Origin of the sequence: Rhizobium redzepovicii, assembly GCF_019793435.1 — a bacterium.
Lineage (GTDB): Bacteria > Pseudomonadota > Alphaproteobacteria > Rhizobiales > Rhizobiaceae > Rhizobium > Rhizobium redzepovicii.
Map to the genome: position 1 here is coordinate 196,500 of NZ_JAILYH010000013.1, position 19,210 is coordinate 215,709.

A 19,210-nucleotide genomic window follows, 5' to 3' on the forward strand; every position below is an offset into this window, starting at 1 on the left:
TACCGATAATCACCGCCCACACGACTATGAGGAAAATGAGCGCTGCAATCCTGATTTCTACTGGTTGCATTATCTGCTCCATCCCAGCATATGCGTCCCCCCGGACAAAGCTTTTTATTCCCCGCGCTAATTCGCTATGCGCGAGGGTGAGCGACCGTAGCAAGCGTCTAAACGTGCAGCGCCGAAGTCTCGGCTCTCTCCAAACCGATGTCGCTTCCACCCATCACGCCCCCGGCCATAACTTCGCTGCTGCCGCGTTCGAGATAATGACCATCCAGGAAGGAGCGATAGGCGTCTTCGATGCCCTCCTTCAGACCTATCTTGGGTGACCAGCCGAGTGTGCGAAGCTTATCGACATTCAAGAGTTTTCGTGGCGTGCCGTCTGGCTTGGTGAGGTCGCGCCTGATCTTGCCTTTGAAGCCAACGACCTTGGAGACGAGATGCGCCAATTCGAGGATGGCAATGTCTTCGCCGGAACCGACGTTCACATGACTTTCGGCGGAATAGGTCTTCATGAGATGGACGCAGGCGTTGGCGCAATCGTCAACATGCAGGAATTCGCGCAGCGGTGTGCCAGTACCCCAGATGCATATCTCTTGCTGCCCGTTGATCTTGGCATCATGCGCCTTGCGTATTAGCGCCGGCATCACATGGCTGGATCCGAGGTCAAAATTGTCCTCTGGGCCGTAAAGATTGGTGGGCATGGCCGAGATGAAATCTCTGCCATGCTGTTTGCGATAGGCTTGGCAAAGCTTTAATCCGGCGATTTTGGCAATCGCATACCATTCGTTCGTAGGCTCAAGCGATCCAGTGAGAAGTGCCTCCTCGACGATCGGTTGGTCGGCGAGTTTCGGATAGATGCAGGACGAACCTAGAAACATCAGTTTTTCGACGTCGACTCGATGGGCCGCGTGGATGACATTGGCTTGGAGAACGAGGTTGTCATAAAGGAAGTCGGCCGGATAGGTCGCGTTTGCGAGAATGCCGCCGACCCTCGCAGCAGCGAGGAAGACAGCGTGGGGACGATTCTTGCTCATCCAAGCTTCCACCTCCTCCTGCCGTCTGAGGTCGACCTCGGCACGGGTCGCCGTCAAAATCTCGCAGCCCTCCGAAGCAAGACGCCGCACGATCGCAGAGCCCACCATGCCGCGGTGGCCCGCGACATAGACCCTTTTTCCAGCAAGGCTGTAGATCACCTCAGGCATAGGCAAAACCCTTGGTTACACCTGCCGACGGAACATTTCGTGCCATGACTTTGAGGTCCTCGCGAACCATCTCCGCAACCAGCTGATCAAGACTGGTCTCATGTTTCCAGCCAAGCTTCGTGTGCGCCTTCGTCGGGTCGCCGATCAGAAGATCAACTTCAGTCGGACGGAAATAAGCGGGATCGATCTCCACCACACACCGACCGGATGTCTTGTCGTATCCCTTTTCCTCAACGCCGTTCCCACGCCAATCAATTTGCATGCCCACCTTGGCAAAAGCCTTGTCGACAAAGGAACGAACCGAGTGCGTTTCGCCGGTTGCAAGGACATAGTCCTCCGGTTGGTCCTGTTGCAGCATCAGCCACATGCCGCGGACATATTCTCGTGCATGTCCCCAGTCGCGCTTGGCATCGAGATTGCCGAGATAGAGCCTGTCCTGCAGGCCAAGATGGATCGCCGCCGCCGCCCGGGTGATCTTGCGGGTCACGAATGTTTCGCCGCGGATCGGGCTTTCATGATTGAACAAGATGCCGTTCGAGGCGTGCATGCCATATGCCTCGCGATAATTGACCACAATCCAATAGGCGTAGAGCTTGGCGGCCGCGTAGGGTGATCGAGGGTAGAAAGGCGTCGTTTCGCTCTGCGGGACTTCCTGGACTTTGCCGTAGAGCTCGGAGGTGGACGCTTGATAGAAGCGGGTCTTCTTGGTCAGCCCCAGGAGGCGAATTGCTTCAAGTAACCGAAGGGTGCCGGTTCCATCCGCGTTCGCTGTGTATTCCGGCGTCTCGAAAGAGACTTGAACGTGGCTCTGTGCGGCGAGATTGTAGATCTCGTCCGGCTGCGTTTCCTGAACGACACGGATGAGATTCGTTGAATCGGTCATGTCCCCGAAATGCAGGATAAAGCGAGGATTCTCGATGTGGGGATCCTCGTAGAGATGCTCGATGCGACTGGTGTTGAAGGATGATGAGCGGCGCTTCAGGCCGTGAACGATATAGCCTTTCTCCAACAGCATTTCGGCCAGATACGCGCCGTCCTGACCGGTTATGCCGGTAATCAGCGCAACTTTTCGGTTCTCTCTCATTCCCGTATCCATGGTTCCTCCAACTCGATACCAATCCAGAAGCAAATTGAGCGTTTAAACACTGCGTGTGATGTATTCATGCTTTGAATTTGTAGTATTTCATCAGAGATTTCGAAAACAATTCCGAGTCGCTGAAATTATACAATGCGTGCTTTTCGGGGTTTACGTTGTTGATCGCGACGATGATTTCCGAATTTCGTGAGCTTTTCATTTGCTGCAGGCTGAACTCGACTGCGCGTCGGCTCGTCTTCCCCCATCTAACGATTGCCAGTGTTCTTTCCGCCAGGGAGGTCAAAAGCACGGTATCTGCCGAGGCGAGTACAGGCGCGCTGTCGAAGATGACAATCTGGCCGGCCGCGACCGCCATCTCGATGATTTCTGCCAGGCCGTTCGGACGGACCCGCCGCTGGAGACTGAATTTTCCAGATGGAATGAAATCGATGCCGCTTGGATGGTGGTAGACGATGTCGCGGAAATCGGCCTGACCGTTCAGGAATTCGTTCAGTCCGCACATGACCCCCGACCTGAAAAACGCATCGAGTTTTCCCCGTCGGAGGTCGCCATCGACCAGCAGGACCGGAATCGCGGCAGCGGCAAGTTCCATGGCCAGCGATCGCGCGACAAGCGACTTGCCATCTCCGCTGTGAGCCGAGGTAACGACAATACTGTTCGGCAATTTGCCGCCATTGGACTGCTTGAGTGAAAGCACCACGGTCCGGATTGCTTCGTCAAACATCGGGACCGGCATATGTGCGAACATCGTCTTCGAATTTTCACTCCGCGCCAGACGTGGGATAAGTCCAGCCGGTAAGGTGCGCGCCATTCCAGCTATTTGGTCGAAACTGCGAACCGTCCGGTCCCACATTTCGATCACGAAAGCAGCCGTTACGGCGGCAGAGATCGCAGCCAGGAGGGCGCCCACCAGATAGGAGAGCCGTCCACGTCCCGTTGACGTGAGCGGCACTGTAGCCGGTGTTAGAACTTCCAACTCCGCCCCCGGCAGCATGGCTTTCGCGGCGAGGTCACGGCGCTGGTTCTCAAGCTTGTCGAGTGCCGTTTGTTCCTTTTCGGCGATTTTCTGCAGTCGCAACAATTCCGTCTGCACCAGCGCATCGCGTATGCGTTTTTCATTAGCAACAACCAACCTGGATTGTACTGCTTCAGCTTCATGATCAAGTGCGACGAGCTTGGCGCGCATTGTCTGGAGATACTGTTTGGTCGCCAGTTCGAGACCGGCACGGGATTCTTGGATCTCTCCACGTAGCTCCACCACGGCCTCGGCATTGCCGTCATATGTCTCGAGAAGACGGGCGAGATCCTGCTCCTGTCCGCGAAGATCGCGTTGCTTTATGGCAATGCTGTCAGGGACGACGATATTCTGCGCAGCGACCGAAGCGTTATCCGCTGATTCCAGCGTCGAGATCACCGCCTCTACCTCAACCCGGCTTTCTTCGATTTTCCCTTCTCGGCCAGTGAGTTCCAGAAATGACTTGATCCGTTCCTCCTGAGCGTCCTCTTTCGAGACGACGTCCATCGATTCTTGATAGTTGCGGGCCGCGTCGCGAGACGTGTCAGCGCGAACCTGCTGTTCCGTGATGCGCTGTCGTATCCACTCTTCCGCTGCATCCAGGCGGCCACGCACGCTCTCCTTCCGCTCATCGAGGTAAATGCCGATGACCCGGTTCGGCACCACGGCTGCCAGTTCAGGATCAGTCGAATTGAAGCTGATCTGGATGACGTCACTCTTATCTTCATGCCACACGCCGAGCGCCCTATAATATTCTGGGATGATGGCGTTGATGTTGTCCCGTAAAGGCGAGGTGGGCTTTTTCGTGTCGAACAGGCCGCGCAGCTTCGTCCGGATCCTTTCGATGAGGGAAATCTCCCGCAGCGCCGGATTGAATTCCTCCCGCACGTTAAGCTGCAGTTCGCGGACAACTCGCTCTGCGATGCTTCTGGATAGAAGCCGCTCAGTCTCCGATTTCGCGTCAAGCAGATCACTGTGGCTGGAATCATCCGCATCAAGTGATGTTGCAAGGGGCTGGTGGACAATCAACCGGGCCCAGCCCTGGTAGGTGGGCTTCAGCCCAAAGATCATAATCGCCGCGGGCGCCATGAGCAGCATGGTTATCGTGATGATCATGATCATTCTTCGGCGGACGAGACGGTAAATCGATGCCAGATCGAAGTTGTCCGCCTTGGTCTCTACCTGAAAGCGCGGGTCATAGCGCATCGGCGAGATCGGAAGATTGCGGTCCGGCGGAAGAGTGGAAATCGTCATCGGGCGCCAACCACTGCTTGAGGTTTCGCGGAAACGGTTTCGTATAGTTGCTCGAGCGACCGCATATAGGCCTTCATGCTGAAATGGTTGAGGTAATGCATGCGCCCCTGGACCGAGAGGCGGATGCAGGTTTCCGGATCGGTCACCAGTTTCGCCAAGGCTGCAGCCAAGGCATTCGGATCTCCGATGGGCACGAAGATCCCGGTTTCACCGTCGGTAATAACTTCGTCGTGCGCTCCGACACGCGTCGTGACGACTGCGAGCCCGTGGGACAGCCCTTCGAGCACGGCCATTGCCAGACCTTCGGCGTGCGAAGGCAGGACCAGGATATCTGCACGCGCACACAGGGCTCGCGCCTCAGCTGCGTCGAGCCAGCCGGGCATCTCTACCAAATTGGAAAGCGACATGGCGTCGGCCTGACGGCGATAATCCTCGACGGGCCCGTCGCCTGCCAATACAGCCCTCCACTTGAGGTCTTTCATGACGGGGTGGCTGAGGGCCAGCAGAAGCTCCGTGACGCCCTTGCGTTCGCTCAACCGGCCAAGGAATATGATCAGCGGTGTCTGGCCGGCGCGAATATCGTGCGCCCCGGGATCGGGGACGCAATTATGGGCAACGACCGTGCGGCGCTCGTCAACGCCCAGAAGGGTCGTCAGCGTCATGCGGTCGCGCCGGCCCAGCGCCACAACGCAATCGGCATTCTGGAACATCCGACGGATGAGCCGTTGTTGGCGCGGCGAGCGTTGCGCAAAGTCGCCGGCATAGTCGTAGTCGTGCAGGTGCAACATGTGGCAGCATCCGAATAAACGGGCAGCCTCCGTCAGGATCAGTTTTCGCGAGGTGCTGCCGCGGCCGGCGAGATGGATATGGTGAATGCGGTCGGGTGCAACGATCCGGTCCTTCGCCATCGTCAGGATGGCGCCGATGAGGCGCGCCGGCGACGTCAATTTGGACCATCGCGCCCCTCTCGTATCGGTGACGAAATGTTTGGCGCCGGTCTCTTTCGCCGTCTCGGTTATATAGCCGACCAGCCTGCCAATGCCGCCGCCGTTTTCGCAGCCGCCTGGAACATAGTGGCGGACGCTAGCTGCGCTCCGTGCCGCCAGCCGACTTCTGTCCGTGAGCGCCTCCATCAGCATGACCCGACCACCTCTCGATAAACGGCCGCGGCCTGACCGCCGACCCGTTCCGGCGAATTCGGTCCTTTGGCCCATTGAAGCGCATTGGTGCCGAACTTGTTTCTAAGCTCGCCGCTGTCTGCCAATGTCCTCACCGCTGCCGCGAGCTCTTTGGCATCTCCGGGAGGGACCACCATTCCCAACCCGTTGGGCTGAACGGTGCCACCCAACTCGCCGACATCCGTAACGATGACCGGTTTGCCAAATGCGGCCGCAAGGTTGAGCACACCGCTTTGGGATGCTTCCGTGTAGGGAAGCACGACGATGTCGGTGTCGAGGAATAGCTGGGCGACCTCCGTATCCTCGATGAAACGATTGCGAATATCGTAACGGCCGGCATCGCCCATAAGCGCCTGGAATATCCGCGGGTCGTCGCCGCGGCCCGCGACCGTGATGCGCAGGTTGGGAAGCACATCCTTGAGTATCGCTTCGGCCCGGACCAGATGTTCCAGACCCTTGTAGGCAAAAATCCGCCCGAACAGCAGCACGCGTATAGTTCCATCGGCTTCGCGCGGCGTCATCTTCTGTCGCCGGGCGAGTTCCGCATAACGAAGGATGGAGGGATGCGACAGGACATGGACGTGATCGGCGGATTTCGCGTATCGATCGAGAACCAGTTGCTTCAGTCCCTCCCCGTGGACGACAAGATGTCCGGATTGCCTTACCATCAGTTCGGGAGCCCAGCCGGGCAGCGTGCGCGTCTCCATATCGCCGGGATGGATTTCCACGTCATGGATGGTCGTCACAAGCGGGATCGGGCGCCAGAACGGCACGGCGAGGTTCAGCCAAAGCGTCGAATTGCTAAGGAGATGAATAAGGTTCGGCTGCTCCCGCCGGATCAGGCGCGTGAGCTGGTACAGAAACCAGGGATTGGAGAGAGAACGGTGTCTCGGCCAGTCGAGAAGGTGCAGATCAACAGCCGGATCGAAGGAAGAGGCGAGATGCGCATAGCGCCGGCGCGGCACGGCAAGCACAACGTCCAGGTGTTGGGCAACGCCGCTGGCGAAGGAGATGGTATAATCTTCCAGTTCGGAAACCAATAACAGCGCCTTCATTTCGCTGCCTCCGACAATCCTACATCAAGACCGATCCGTGACAGGCCGCGCGCCGAGCGCAAACTATCGCGCGTCCGCCTGAGCAGGTTCGGTTCGCCGGCAAAGAAGAGGCCTTCGACCGCAAGCTTGAACCGGCTGAGAGCGTCGGCGCCCTGCAGCTTCGCCGAGGCAACGCGATAGGGATAGTGATCCGCCAGATGTAGTCTTGCCGGCAGGTCATGGGTTGAGAGAAACAGGTTCGTTACCTCAACGGTATGCCGCCAGTGCGTCATCCGCCGCCGTAGCGTGGTGGCGTCCTCGGTTGAGCGATGCCAGTTGTTATTGTGGATGCGGTAGAATCCAAGCGGATCCGGCATGGCAATCACGTCCCCCAGAAACGGATAGATGCCCACGAGCCAGGCGTCGGCTGATATGCGGAACTGTTCTGGAATGCTGCCCGCAGCATCCCATGCGCTTCGACGTACCGCGACGGCCGACGTCATCGGAAAAGGCCACCAACCAGCCGATCGTGTGAGTAGCGGCGACAAGGCGCCGGAACACAGCGTTCGAGGGATCGGCTTGGAAGTCGGCGTGCCATCGACAAGCGTCGGCTGCAGTCGATGATAGACGAGCGATGCCTGAGGGTTGGCGCGGAACGCTGCAGCCATCGCTGACAGCTTGCTCGGCGCCCACCAGTCGTCGGCATCCAGAAAACAGAGGATCTGGCCCACGCTTGATCTCACGGCGGTATTGATCGCGGCGGCCTGTCCGGCGTTCTCCTGAAAGATCACCTTTACTCGGCCGTCATACGCTTGCAGAACAGACCGCGACTGGTCGGTCGAGCCGTCATCGACGACGATGATCTCGACGTTGCACGCGTCTTGGTTCAATACGCTGTCTATGGCCCGTCCGACAAAGCGAGCGTAGTTGTAATTGTTGATGAGGACACTGAGGGCCGGCCGCTCCATGGCGCGCTCTCAGGCGGGCTGCCGCGATGCACCGCTGTGCAGCGCAACTTTGCTTAAGAGATAGCCCTTTGCGCAGCCATCGCGGTTTGGAATGGTGATATCCAAAATACCTCGTCGGCCAAACGGCATTTCGCGCCGAGCCGATGAGATCGCTGCTGACAATGCCACGACGAGTAGAGCGCCCGTCGTGTTGCATAGAGAACTAGGATCATGACGCAGAAACATAGCAATCCTAACCTTCCAGGCTTCGACTGCAGAGATAGACTCTGTCAGAATTGTTGCCTCATTGCAGTGGAACCGCGGCTTACCCACCACGCTTCATAAGACATTCATCGCCACGGTACCGGTGAACGGATAAGCGCAACATCTGCTCTTAAGGGCAATTCGCGGACATGAAGACCCGCCTTTTGGGTAAAGACCGGCTGAAAGCTTAGGCGCAACATCGCCTTTGGGTGGAGGCAGGGTGCATTAGGCGTAGCCGGCCCTTCACTAGGACAGGTTGACCGCGGATGTGGCTGGATGATTGCTTGAGAGCAGCGCGGCCACGAAGGCCGACAGCTGTTTTTGATCTGCCGCGATCGACAGTCGCTTGTCTGTTCAATTCAGTCGGGACGGATAATGAGAGTAGATAGACTTAGAACTGCCAGCGGACCAACCATCAGTTGGCGGGTCATAGAATGCTGGGGCGCCGGCATATCTCTATTTCTTCAGGCAGGCGCCTTTCTGCCGCTTGTCCTTTCAGATGCGGACGGAACGCTCAGTGAATCTGCCAAATCCATGCTGCGTCTTCCTTGCCTTCCTATATATGCATTTACAGCCGTGATCCTGCTACGCAATTTTCCGCAGTTTCTAACGGCGCTCAGGCGAAATCTGATTGTTCCCCTGATGCTTGCCTTGCCGTTTTTGTCTACCCTGTGGTCCATATCACCGCCAACGACCTTGAGGCGCGCAATCGGCCTTTTGTTTTGCGTGCTTCTTTCCTATGTCCTCGCGATACGTTTCACGCCAAGGCAGTTGCTGTTCCTGGTATTTGTAACGCTTGGAGCCTGTATCACCCTCAGTGTGGTTGTCGCCGTGGTGTCACCAAGCCTCGCCAGTATGCCGGATGGTGCCATGCGGGGCGTCTTCATTCACAAGAACGTGCTCGGCTGGTACGCGTCGTTGATGATCCTGGTGGCGACGGCCATGCTGATCGACGGGACGTTCCGCCTGCGGCGAACCGCATTCGTCTTGTTGGCGGCGGGTGTGATTTGCCTTGCAAGCTCCGGATCGATGACAGCGATTATTGCAACGTCAGTGGCGTTTTGCCTGATCGGCTTTTATTCCCTGCTGCAAAGAAGCAGCAGCATTGGCCGCGTCGTCATCGTCCTGTTTTTCGTTCAGCTGTCTCTCGGCATTCTGATTTCGCTGCACGAGTTCCTGGTTCCGGCCCTTGAAGCGCTCGGCAAGGATGCGACCTTGACGGGTCGGGTGCCACTGTGGGAGCTGGTTGATCGCGAAATATCCGATCGTTGGTTGCTTGGCTACGGCTACCAGGCTTTCTGGACAGTCGCGAACCCCGAAGCGACGCATATCTGGTTGAAGATCGGCTGGCCGGCGCCCCACGCGCATAATGGATACCGCGATATCTTGATGAGCTTTGGGATCATGGGAATGATTCCGTTTGTTCTGATGGTTCCCTATGCAATCCGCCAGGGTGGGTTTCTTCAATGTCATGATCCGCAGTACGGGTGGCTCTGGCTCAATGTCCTGACGATCATGATTTTGGTGATGAACCTGACAGAAAGTATTTTTTTCGTTCAGAATGACGCCATCTTCATCCTGTTTACCACAGCCATCATCATGTTTTCGCTGTACGCGCCCGTCGTTTCGGTCAGCCATTCGCCACCTTGGCAGGCGCCCGCGCGCGGCCTTACGAGCGGGTTGCAGACATCATGAACCGGCGTTTTGGACTGATCCTGAGCATTTTACCTGTCATGCTCTTTCCGCGGTCCAGCAATCCGGCTCCAGTCGAGACGGAGATAGATGCGCCAGAGCGCCTGCAGATGCTCGTCAGGGAGGCGACTTGTGCGGAAGCTTCCCCGACGATGTCAGCCAAGTTGAATGGGACTTCCTTAAGTGATGTATTGAGCAGCAGCACCGGGGGGCGAACGCTATTTTACGTTTCTCCCGATGGCAAAGACAGCTGGAGCGGTCTCCTTCCGACCGCAAATCAGCAGGGTGGCGACGGCCCTTTTGCCAGCATCGAAAGAGCTCGTGATGCTGCCCGTGAGAAGGGCGGCACCAACACCATCGCGCTCGCTAAAGGCGATTACTATCTTACGCAGCCGATCGTCTTTGACACTCGCGATGCGGGCTTGATCCTGACGGCAAGATGCGATGAAGCGCCGATTTTGCATGGGGGGCTGCGCGTTGACAACTTTGCGCAGCAGGCGGATGGCGGGTGGACGGCGCCACTGAAATTGCCACCGGATGAAGCGGTCGGTGACCTTTTCGTCGACGGGATACGCCAAACCAAGGCGCGATTCCCCAACGCCCCCGACGATGGCGATCCGCGCAAGGGATGGTTGTTTGCCGCAAAGTGCGAGCCTGCCATCGACGTGTCGGAAGCAAACACGCGCTTCTGTTTCCATGCCGGCGATCTTCCGGCAGTGGATGATACAAGTGGACTGGTCGCAGACATCGTTGGCGGGTATCGCCCCGGAAGCCAGTGGGGCAATGATACGCTTCCAGTTGTATCCATCAATGGCGCCAGCCGGACTGTCTATACGGAAGGCACAGGCTATTTCTTTACTGCAGAAGGGAGCCGCTATTTCCTTGCCGGAGCAAAGGCATTGCTCGATGCTCCCGGAGAGTGGTGGTACGACCTTGTCGCGGGCCAGCTTCATTATATCCCCGTCGATCAATCATTGCCCAATTCCATGGTTGTTGCTGGCATTCTGCCGACGTTCTTCAAGTTGGATGGGGCCAATGGGATGGTCGTATCAGGGCTAGAGTTTAGAGATGGAGCTCCTGCAGGCAGCGGCAAGTTCTATACGGAAACCAGAGGATTTGGCGCCATACGGATCGAACACTCTGACGGCGTCAGGATTCTCGGCAACAGCATCGAGAATGTCGGCGTCGGGGTGCATGTGACGGAAAGTAAGGATGCGTTGATTGCCGCCAATGTGATTGCAGATGTGGCTGGCAACGGGATCTACGTCGGCACCAATTATGGCACGTTCGGCAAGTCGAACGGCGCCAGGATCCTTTCAAACCACATTCATGATATTGGAACGGTATATATTGAAACCGCGGGAATATGGTTCCAGGCGGCTGATAATGTCAGGATCGCCGACAACCTGATCGAAAACACGGCGCAGTTCGGAATTGCCGGCGGATCGCTGTGGGGTTCCAATGACGCCGTCTATAACGCTGTCATCGAGCACAATGTGATCCATAATGCCAATCAGCAGACGGCAGATGGCGGCGCCATCAAGATGATGGGCGAGCAGGGCGATCCTCTGAACAGCACCATCCGCTCCAATCTCGTGACCGGGACCGGTCATCTCATGAACAGGGCCGATGGGACGTTCTGGCCTCCCGGATATGAGAACACCAGGGAATGGCCGTCTCCTATCAGCTGGGCGATCTATACGGATGGGAAGGCGAGCGGGCTGCGCATCGAGGGAAATACCCTCTCGGGCAATGTCGCGGCGATCGGTATCAACGGCGGTTGGAGCAACCTGGTAACGGGAAACGTCATCACGCACGGATCGGGAGCGGCTTTTCGGGTTGATGACGGTACCGGCAGGGGTTGGCGTCCGACATGGGCACGCCCTAATCGTATCGAGGAGAATGTTGTATCGGTTGATAGCGACAGCGGCATTGTCGCGTATGTCAACGCTCCCGATCTTGGGCTTGGATTTGTGCAATTCGCGCGCAACCGCTACAGCGGCAACTTGAACAGCCAGAGCTTCCGAATAGATCCGAGCATCATGCGTTCGGGAGAATTTGGCAGCCTCAGGGATCTTCAGAAGGCTGGGGCGGACATCGGAAGCGTGGTCGCGCCGGCGGAATGACAAAGGGCGCCGCGACGAGCGGTGTTCTGCGGCAACAGAGCCGGCAGAAGGCCGCCGATCCGTGGAACAATCGATCGCGTCAAGGTAAGCCGCAGTCAAATCCGCTCGCGAGCCTGCTAGGCTTCTGCGAACCAGCGTCGGCATTTGCCGGCATGTTCGATCTGCGCCACAAAAATTATGGCATTGCCAGCTCGTAGGCCCGGGTTCTTCTCTGGCATGCTCTTTACCAGGTCCTGCGATGAGCTTTCGGTCCAACCTTCAATTCGCGGGCGGGTCTTCATTCTGCTCATAAAGATAGAACGCGATCCTCCGCGGCTTTGTGTGCGCGAGGGCGACTATGCTGTGCGCCCCCTGCGGTCATCAAAAAGAGCAACATGGCAAGCCATGGGGTACATGGACTTACTTCGAATATCGTACGTCATCCCGGCGTAAGACGTAAAGATGAAGTCTCTTCTACGTCCAATAGCTGGAGCTGCAAGTATGGAGGCAATCGGCCTGCCGGGATATTCTGATGACAGTTTCAGTCGCGAAAGCGCAGGTCATGAGAAAACAAGCAGTAGGCAGCAGCCCAACTTCAGTTCTTCATCCGGAGGGATCTTTAGGATGGACGAATGTCCTTGGCGTTCGCGTTTCGGCAGTCAATCTCAAAAGCGCGACTGAGTTTATTCAAAAAGCGATCGAAGACGGCAGGAAGGAATATGTCTGCGTTCGTGACGCACACGGCATCGTCCGATGTCAGGATGATCCCGAGCTCCGGTCGATCCATAACCGGGCGTTCCTCGTAACCCCTGACGGCATGCCGCTTGTTTGGGCGCTGAGGAAGGCTGGGCATGCGGAAAGCGGCAGAGTCTATGGACCTGATCTCATGCTATCCGTTTTCGATGCCGGCAGCGCCAAGGGCTTGCGCCATTTCCTCTATGGCGCGACGGCCGAAACGCTCGAACAACTGCAGGCGCGCCTTCTCGCAAAATTTCCGCAAGCGCAGATCGTCGGCTCCTATGCGCCGCCTTTTCGCAAACTGTCGACGCAGGAGGAAGCAGATATTGCTGACAAGCTCAATCGGTCGGGCGCCGATATTATCTGGGTCGGGCTGAGCAGTCCCAAGCAGGAACTCTGGATGGCGCACATGCGCGACCGTCTGGAAGCATCGATGCTTATCGGTGTCGGAGCTGCGTTCGATTTCCATGCTGGCCTCAAGCGGCAGGCTCCGAGGTTCATTCAAAGAAGCGGCTTCGAATGGGCGTTTCGTCTTCTGTGCGAGCCGCGGCGGCTGTGGCGGCGCTATGCGCTCGTCGTGCCGACTTTCATCTCACTGTCAGCATTCCAGAGACTGGGACTTCGGCAGTTTCCGATTGAAGACGCCATTTCTGGATCGGGCGTGTCGGGACAAATGCAGTAGGGGGTAAAGCGTCATGTCCATATTTGTGCCGTCAGCGATGACACCGGGTCCGTCGAAGGCATCCACATCAAATGACATGACATCGCGGGCGATTCCGGCAGGGTCCGTGCCGCCCATAGCAGCCAAGACCGCCGATGCCTTTGTACCGGCAGGGCTGAATATGCCCGTCGCGCTACGGCGCCGGCTTCCACGGGTTGCAACGTCGTCCTTGCTGGTCGCCGGCGACACCGCCAGCTATTTGCTTGCCTATTTCCTTCTCCTGTCCTTTCTTCCCAGTGGTTCGGATGGCACGTTCGTGGAACGCGCGTTCACGGTCGCCGCACTGGCTGCGATTGTGCTTTACGCATCGGCCGGCCTCTATCCCGGATATCGGCTGCATGACCACGAACATCTGCGGCGACGCACTTTGGCTGCCGTCAAGGTGGCTGTCCTGGCGGCATTCGGAGCAATTATCCTGCCGGAAGGGGGACGGCTGCTGTTTGCCATTATTGTATTCCTCGGTCTCGGGTTGATTGTTCAGCCATTTCTGCATTGGCTTGCACGAGGTCTTTGCTGGAGACTTGGAATTTGGGGGGAGCGTGCGGTTGTCATAGGGGGGCGCAACCTCGCTCCCGCGCTCGTGGCACATTTCACCGACCACTGGCAGTATGGCATCAGGCCGGAGCCCTTTTTCCCCGATACTTTGGACGCAATGCCGGGTGGTGGGCCATCCATTGCTTTGATCGCGGGCGACAGGGGCTCGCTTGTGTCCGGCTTGCCGGCGCTGCGTGGGAAGTTCGCCGAAGTCCTTTTGCTGTCCGACACACCGAGCCTCAAGGTCAGTGGGTTGCGACCTGCCGATATCGGCGGAGAGATCGGCATTCGCCTCACCACCGGGGGGAGCTCGATCAACTCGGATCCAATTCGCCGGATCCTCGATCTCGCAATCGCCATCCCTGCAACGATCGTGGTCGCGCCGTTCATCGCGATTGCAGCGGCCGCAATCTACGCCATCGATCCAGGTCCTGTCTTCTTTCGGCATGCCAGGGAAGGACGGTCCGGCAGGCCGGTGCACGTCCTGAAATTACGGACCATGTACCAAGATGCAGAACAGCGCCTTGAAGCACTATTCCGAGACAACCCTGCCATGCGCGCCGAGTGGCTGAGCCATTTCAAGCTTAAGGACGATCCGCGCATCCTTCCGGTGATAGGACATATGCTGCGCTCATCGAGCATCGACGAGCTCCCGCAATTGGCGAACATCATTGCGGGCGAGATGGCCTTTGTCGGACCACGGCCGTTCCCGGAGTATCATCTTTCGGCGATGGACGGCGAATTTCGGGACAAGCGCCGTTCCGTCACGCCGGGGCTCACAGGCCTTTGGCAAATATCCGAACGAAGCGATGCGGATATCGAGCTGCAGCAGCAACTCGACGAGTTCTACATCGACAACCGGTCCCTCTGGTTCGACTGCCAAATTCTTCTCGGCACAATCCCCGCTGTCTTCAAGCGCAGGGGAGCCTGCTGACCACTTCCACGAGGCAAGCATCAACAACGGAGCACATCAATGCACGGACACAAGAGAATTATGGTTACCGGCGGCACCGGGTTTCTGGGATCATTCCTGTGCGAAAGGCTTTTGCGAGAGGGTAACGACGTCCTCTGCGTGGACAATTACTATACCGGTTCGCGCGACAACGTGCTGCACCTTCTCGACGATCCACGCTTTGAGATTCTTCGCCACGACATTACCTTCCCGCTTTATGTCGAGGTCGACGAGATCTACAACCTCGCCTGCCCGGCCTCTCCTGTCCACTATCAGCACGACCCCGTGCAGACGGTGAAGACCAATGTGCACGGCGCCATCAACATGCTCGGCTTGGCAAAACGCACCAAGGCGAAGATCTTCCAGGCCTCCACCAGCGAAGTTTATGGTGATCCGGCCGTCCACCCTCAACCCGAGGAGTATCGAGGCAGCGTCAATCCGATCGGCCCGCGGGCATGTTATGACGAAGGCAAGCGGTGCGCCGAAACATTGTTCTTCGACTATCATCGTCAATACGGTGTGGAAATCCGGGTGGCGCGGATCTTCAATACCTATGGGCCGCGCATGCAGACCAATGACGGCCGCGTCGTCTCGAACTTCATCGTTCAGGCTCTTCAAAACCAACCGATCACCATCTTCGGCAACGGCACACAGACGCGCTCCTTCTGCTATGTGGACGATCTGATCGAGGGCTTCATTCGCCTGATGGGTGCGCCGGCCGGCGTTACGGGTCCGATCAATCTCGGTAATCCGGGAGAATTCCAGGTCCGGGAACTGGCCGAAATGGTCATCGAGATGACGGGATCGAAATCAGGCATCGTTTACAATCCTCTGCCGATTGACGATCCGACGCAGCGCAAGCCCGACATCAGTCGCGCAAAGCAGGACCTGGGCTGGCAGCCGACGGTGAACCTGCGAGAGGGGCTCGAGAAAACGATCGCGTATTTCGAGTGGAAGCTTTCAGGCGGAGTCAAGAGCGTGCCTGGCGTCCGGTCTTCGCGAACGGCGAACACCTATCTACCTACCCCGGCCGTCGGACTTCCCGCTCCGCAAGCTGCGCCTCTCGGAACGTGAGAACGGCAAAGCCAAAATCAAGGCTCGGTTTCTTCAATGAACCGAGCCCCAAATCGCAGTTTGCAAAAAGAGCGGCGATCGCCGGACGTGCCGATCGCTGCAAAAACAACAATGAGGACATGAAGCATGCGCGTTGCCGTTATTACGCCATACTACAAGGAGCCGAACGAGCTCCTTGAGCAATGCCGGGCGAGCGTTCTCGACCAAACCGTTGCATGCGACCAGGTTTTTGTTGCCGACGGGTTTCCGAACGCTGTCGTCGGTGGCTGGCACGCAAAACATTTCATCCTGCCGAACGCTCACGGCGACGCGGGCAACATGGGTCGTGTGATCGGCAGCCTTAGCGCCTTTGTCCAGGGCTATGACGCGGTGGCCTTTCTCGATGCGGACAACTGGTACAGACCCGACCACATTCAGCGCCTGCTCGAACTTCACCGCCGGACTGGTGCTGCGGTTTGCACATCGAGACGTTCGATGCACCGCGCGGACGGCAGCTACATGTTCGACGACTCAAAGAGCGACGGCCGTACGCATGTGGATACGAACTGCTTATTTCTCACGCGACCGGCCCTGCCAATCATTGCGCGCTGGGCTCACATGCCGAGGGAACTCTATCCAGTCGGAGATTCCGTCTATTGGAGTTCGATCCGGAGTTCCCGGCTGTCGTGCTCTCATGAGCCGACCGCGACGGTATGCTACCGCACGACTTGGGAAACCGACTACAAGCGAATGGGGGAACCTGCCCCTGCGGGCAGCAAGACCCTCGCGTTCACCGACCAGCCGTACTACTGGTTCAAGTCTCTCCCGGCTCGGGACCGCTGGCGCATCTGGCAGGATTTCGGCTTTCCGCTCAGACGGCGCTCGGTAGCAAAGCTGGTCGGCCAATATGCGCTGTCAAGGCTTTCCCCCTACTCTTATCTCGGCCCAAAACATGAGTACTGAAAGTCTTGCCGGGGCCCAATCTCTTGTCTTCCTGCGCGGTCCGCCCTGTTGGGGACTGTCTGGTCGCGCACGAAATCAGCCAGGCGAAAGCGTCTCTCGACATCTGCGAGAATGAATCAGAAAACAGACAATGCATACACCGAAACGATGCCGCGTCCGGAAGATCTGTCAAACCAACGGTGACGCTGTGCGCACGGAGGAAGAAGTTTGCAACGTGTTGATGTAGTAATTCCCTGCTATAACTACGCCCATTTCTTACAGGAATGCGTTGAAAGCGTCCTTTCGCAGGCGGGCGTCGATGTGCGCGTGCTTATTCTCGATGATTGCTCGCCGGACAATACGCCGGAAGTCGGAATGGCCCTGGCAGCCCGTGACACGCGGGTCACTTATCGGCGGCACGCGGCAAACATGCGGCACATCGCCACCTACAATGAGGGGATCGATTGGGCAGGCGGTGACTTGTTCCTGCTTCTTTCTGCGGATGACTATCTTCTGCCAGGCGCGCTGCACCGTGCAGCGGAACTGATGCGCAATTATCCGGATGTGGGGTTGGTGTTCGGGAACGCGATCATAGCGGAGCCAGACGGGACCATGAGCAAACGCGCTGATCCTCTCGGCGAAAATTACGTGCACGCCATGCAGATCTTGTCCGGTCGGCAATTCATGCAGTTGAGTGGAGCACGCAATCTCGTTCCAACGGCGACCGCTGTCGTGAGGACGGCGCTGCAAAAGCAGGTCGGCGGGTACCTGAAGGAACTGCCGCATGCCGGCGATATGGAAATGTGGCTGCGGCTCGCATCACATGCCGGCGTAGGGTTCATCAATGCTGATCAAGCAGTATATCGCCAACATTCCTCGAATATGTCGCTGCAATACTATGGAGAAAATATTCTCTCCGACCTTGTGCAAAGAAAAAAGGCCTTTGATATGCTATTTAGCCAAGCGGCCGATAGCCTCAGAAAAGATGAGATATTACGACGCTTTCTTGCCAGAGATCTCGGAAAACAGGCGCTTCGACAGGCTGGCATCGCATTCAACAATTTCGACGTTGCGACGGCCGTGGCTATTCAGCGTTTTGCATTGGAGGTTTCCCCTGATGTGCGAAATTCGTTGCCCTGGATCAAATTGGTCTGCAAGCAAACGATCGGTCCAAAGTGCTGGTACGCCTTGAATTCGATGCGGCGAAGAGTTGCAGCATGAACAGGCAGACCGGGCCGGGTTAGTTCATCCGCAAGTGCCGAAACAGCCGCCCATGTCGAGCGCTCGATCGTTGCTCACGCCAAGATCGCAGGAAGCGTAATAGGGCGCCCTCAAAAAACCCGGTGACGCATTTGCGCCACCGGGTGATTTGAGCAAAGAAACGTGGTTCCAGGAATGCTCCGGCCAGCACGTATTCACGTTCATGCCGGAATAGTATTTTGGAACAAGTCGTTAAGCTTGAACACGACCTCCGTCCTGTTCGTTGCCTTGACCTTTTTCATGATGTTGCGAACATGAACCTTGACTGTGCTTTCTCGCAGGTTCAGTTCGTAGGCAATGATCTTATTCGCCTTCCCGCGGCGCAGTGCCGCGACGACTTCGGCCTGGCGATCCGTGAATATTCCGGCCAATGGATGCGCTGTCGGATTGTTCGACTGCATCAAGTGGCGCATGGCGAACAACGCGCTTGCGGGCACGAAAAGTCCTCCTGCGACCGATAGCGCAATCAGCTCCATGCAGACGCTAATGCTGACGGAGGCAGGTATGTATCCCTTTGCTCCGTAATCGATCGCCCTGACGATCTGGGCGAAGTCGTCGCTATCGGACAATATGATGACCGGTGTCGATACGAATTCCGACGAAAGAGCCTTGATCTGCTCCGAAACGACAGGGTCGTCGACCGTCTTGCCGCCGACGTTCAAGAGGATTGCCGAAAGCGGAGGATATTCTTCACGCTTTTGCTTCCACTCCTCAATCGATCCGAACGCCAGAATTACGAAATCCGCCGTGTGTGCGGCCATGCATTGCGCAAGGCAGTGCCGGTCAAGTTCCCTTTTATCGAGAATGACAAGCGAATGCTTTGACTTTGACGGTCCGGCAAGCGCTGTCGAACCATCGTCTATCTCCAACGGAAGAGATATGTTTTCCTGCCTGTGGCTTATATTTATTGTATCCAACGCCCTATCCTCCCAGCCTTTTTTACGCGGTACTTCAAAGTCGAATATCAAACCCCTCTGTAAATATGGGAGTTTAATAACCAGAAGTGCTAAACTATTAACACAGTTTCCAAGATGTTAAACTAATTAATAGTGGTTATCTCAACACATAAGTTCCACGCAAATATACAAATGGCTACATAGTTGAGAATGATCGATCTCGGCTAATTCATTTGTATGGCGGGGCGTCAGGTTGCTACATATATATATAGTCGAATGCGCTAAACCCATGTAAACCATGCCCGTCCTCGACGTGGAGGATCA

General features: G+C 57.0%; 14 protein-coding genes. 7 read left to right on the forward strand and 7 right to left on the reverse strand.

The window, feature by feature from the left end:
* Positions 1 to 167: 167 nt before the first annotated feature.
* From fcl to K6N12_RS21625, 6 genes are all read right to left on the reverse strand, one after another.
* Complete coding sequence (gene fcl / locus K6N12_RS21600) at positions 168 to 1,205, reverse strand: GDP-L-fucose synthase (RefSeq protein WP_097627797.1); 1,038 nt, start codon at positions 1,203 to 1,205, stop codon at positions 168 to 170.
* Positions 1,198 to 2,301 (reverse strand): GDP-mannose 4,6-dehydratase, encoded by a 1,104-nt coding sequence (gene gmd, locus K6N12_RS21605; protein WP_097627796.1) that lies wholly within the window; start codon positions 2,299 to 2,301, stop codon positions 1,198 to 1,200. The genes fcl and gmd overlap by 8 nt, the downstream gene beginning before the upstream one ends.
* 64 nt (positions 2,302 to 2,365) lie before the next feature.
* Complete coding sequence (locus K6N12_RS21610; RefSeq protein WP_097627795.1) at positions 2,366 to 4,570, reverse strand: GumC family protein; 2,205 nt, start codon at positions 4,568 to 4,570, stop codon at positions 2,366 to 2,368.
* Positions 4,567 to 5,709 (reverse strand): glycosyltransferase family 4 protein, encoded by a 1,143-nt coding sequence (locus tag K6N12_RS21615; protein WP_097627794.1) that lies wholly within the window; start codon positions 5,707 to 5,709, stop codon positions 4,567 to 4,569. Before K6N12_RS21615 ends, K6N12_RS21610 begins: the two co-directional genes overlap by 4 nt.
* Complete coding sequence (locus K6N12_RS21620; RefSeq protein ID WP_097627793.1) at positions 5,703 to 6,803, reverse strand: glycosyltransferase family 4 protein; 1,101 nt, start codon at positions 6,801 to 6,803, stop codon at positions 5,703 to 5,705. The genes K6N12_RS21615 and K6N12_RS21620 overlap by 7 nt, the downstream gene beginning before the upstream one ends.
* Positions 6,800 to 7,750: a glycosyltransferase family 2 protein gene (locus K6N12_RS21625; RefSeq protein WP_097627792.1), complete on the reverse strand. Its 951-nt coding sequence runs from the start codon at positions 7,748 to 7,750 to the stop codon at positions 6,800 to 6,802. The genes K6N12_RS21620 and K6N12_RS21625 overlap by 4 nt, the downstream gene beginning before the upstream one ends.
* Before the next feature lie 618 nt (positions 7,751 to 8,368).
* On the opposite strand from K6N12_RS21625, the gene K6N12_RS21630 reads away from it, so the two are divergent.
* From K6N12_RS21630 to K6N12_RS21660, 7 genes are all read left to right on the forward strand, one after another.
* The gene (locus tag K6N12_RS21630) at positions 8,369 to 9,688 is read left to right on the forward strand and encodes an O-antigen ligase family protein (RefSeq protein WP_097627790.1); all 1,320 of its coding nucleotides are present in this window, start codon (positions 8,369 to 8,371) and stop codon (positions 9,686 to 9,688) included.
* Entirely contained in the window at positions 9,685 to 11,811 is a 2,127-nt protein-coding gene (locus K6N12_RS21635) for a right-handed parallel beta-helix repeat-containing protein (RefSeq protein WP_097627789.1), read from the forward strand. The genes K6N12_RS21630 and K6N12_RS21635 overlap by 4 nt, the downstream gene beginning before the upstream one ends.
* Before the next feature lie 541 nt (positions 11,812 to 12,352).
* A complete protein-coding gene (locus K6N12_RS21640) occupies positions 12,353 to 13,210 on the forward strand; it encodes a WecB/TagA/CpsF family glycosyltransferase (RefSeq protein ID WP_097627955.1) in 858 nt (285 codons plus the stop codon).
* 13 nt (positions 13,211 to 13,223) lie between these two features.
* Positions 13,224 to 14,717 carry a sugar transferase gene (locus K6N12_RS21645; RefSeq protein ID WP_097627787.1) on the forward strand — a complete coding sequence of 498 codons (1,494 nt, stop codon included), beginning with the start codon at positions 13,224 to 13,226 and terminating at the stop codon, positions 14,715 to 14,717.
* 39 nt (positions 14,718 to 14,756) lie between these two features.
* The gene (locus tag K6N12_RS21650) at positions 14,757 to 15,809 is read left to right on the forward strand and encodes a UDP-glucuronic acid decarboxylase family protein (protein ID WP_097627786.1); all 1,053 of its coding nucleotides are present in this window, start codon (positions 14,757 to 14,759) and stop codon (positions 15,807 to 15,809) included.
* Between the two features lie 126 nt (positions 15,810 to 15,935).
* Positions 15,936 to 16,751 (forward strand): glycosyltransferase, encoded by an 816-nt coding sequence (locus K6N12_RS21655; protein ID WP_097627785.1) that lies wholly within the window; start codon positions 15,936 to 15,938, stop codon positions 16,749 to 16,751.
* Between the two features lie 207 nt (positions 16,752 to 16,958).
* Positions 16,959 to 17,951 carry a glycosyltransferase family 2 protein gene (locus K6N12_RS21660; protein ID WP_097627784.1) on the forward strand — a complete coding sequence of 331 codons (993 nt, stop codon included), beginning with the start codon at positions 16,959 to 16,961 and terminating at the stop codon, positions 17,949 to 17,951.
* A 200-nt stretch (positions 17,952 to 18,151) separates the two neighbouring features.
* Here K6N12_RS21660 and K6N12_RS21665 read toward each other — a convergent pair whose 3' ends face one another.
* On the reverse strand, positions 18,152 to 18,907 hold the full coding sequence (locus tag K6N12_RS21665) for a response regulator transcription factor (RefSeq protein WP_097627783.1): 756 nt from the start codon (positions 18,905 to 18,907) through the stop codon (positions 18,152 to 18,154).
* Positions 18,908 to 19,210: the final 303 nt, after the last annotated feature.

Bases quoted from the DNA above. Each gene is read 5' to 3' on its own strand.
- K6N12_RS21630 (WP_097627790.1), top strand. From the start codon at position 8,369: ATGAGAGTAGATAGACTTAGAACTGCCAGCGGACCAACCATCAGTTGG.
- K6N12_RS21650 (WP_097627786.1), top strand. From the start codon at position 14,757: ATGCACGGACACAAGAGAATTATGGTTACCGGCGGCACCGGGTTTCTG.
- fcl (WP_097627797.1), bottom strand. From the start codon at position 1,205: ATGCCTGAGGTGATCTACAGCCTTGCTGGAAAAAGGGTCTATGTCGCG.
- gmd (WP_097627796.1), bottom strand. From the start codon at position 2,301: ATGGATACGGGAATGAGAGAGAACCGAAAAGTTGCGCTGATTACCGGC.
- K6N12_RS21655 (WP_097627785.1), top strand. From the start codon at position 15,936: ATGCGCGTTGCCGTTATTACGCCATACTACAAGGAGCCGAACGAGCTC.
- K6N12_RS21620 (WP_097627793.1), bottom strand. From the start codon at position 6,803: ATGAAGGCGCTGTTATTGGTTTCCGAACTGGAAGATTATACCATCTCC.
- K6N12_RS21625 (WP_097627792.1), bottom strand. From the start codon at position 7,750: ATGGAGCGGCCGGCCCTCAGTGTCCTCATCAACAATTACAACTACGCT.
- K6N12_RS21635 (WP_097627789.1), top strand. From the start codon at position 9,685: ATGAACCGGCGTTTTGGACTGATCCTGAGCATTTTACCTGTCATGCTC.
- K6N12_RS21640 (WP_097627955.1), top strand. From the start codon at position 12,353: ATGAGAAAACAAGCAGTAGGCAGCAGCCCAACTTCAGTTCTTCATCCG.
- K6N12_RS21610 (WP_097627795.1), bottom strand. From the start codon at position 4,570: ATGACGATTTCCACTCTTCCGCCGGACCGCAATCTTCCGATCTCGCCG.
- K6N12_RS21645 (WP_097627787.1), top strand. From the start codon at position 13,224: ATGTCCATATTTGTGCCGTCAGCGATGACACCGGGTCCGTCGAAGGCA.
- K6N12_RS21615 (WP_097627794.1), bottom strand. From the start codon at position 5,709: ATGCTGATGGAGGCGCTCACGGACAGAAGTCGGCTGGCGGCACGGAGC.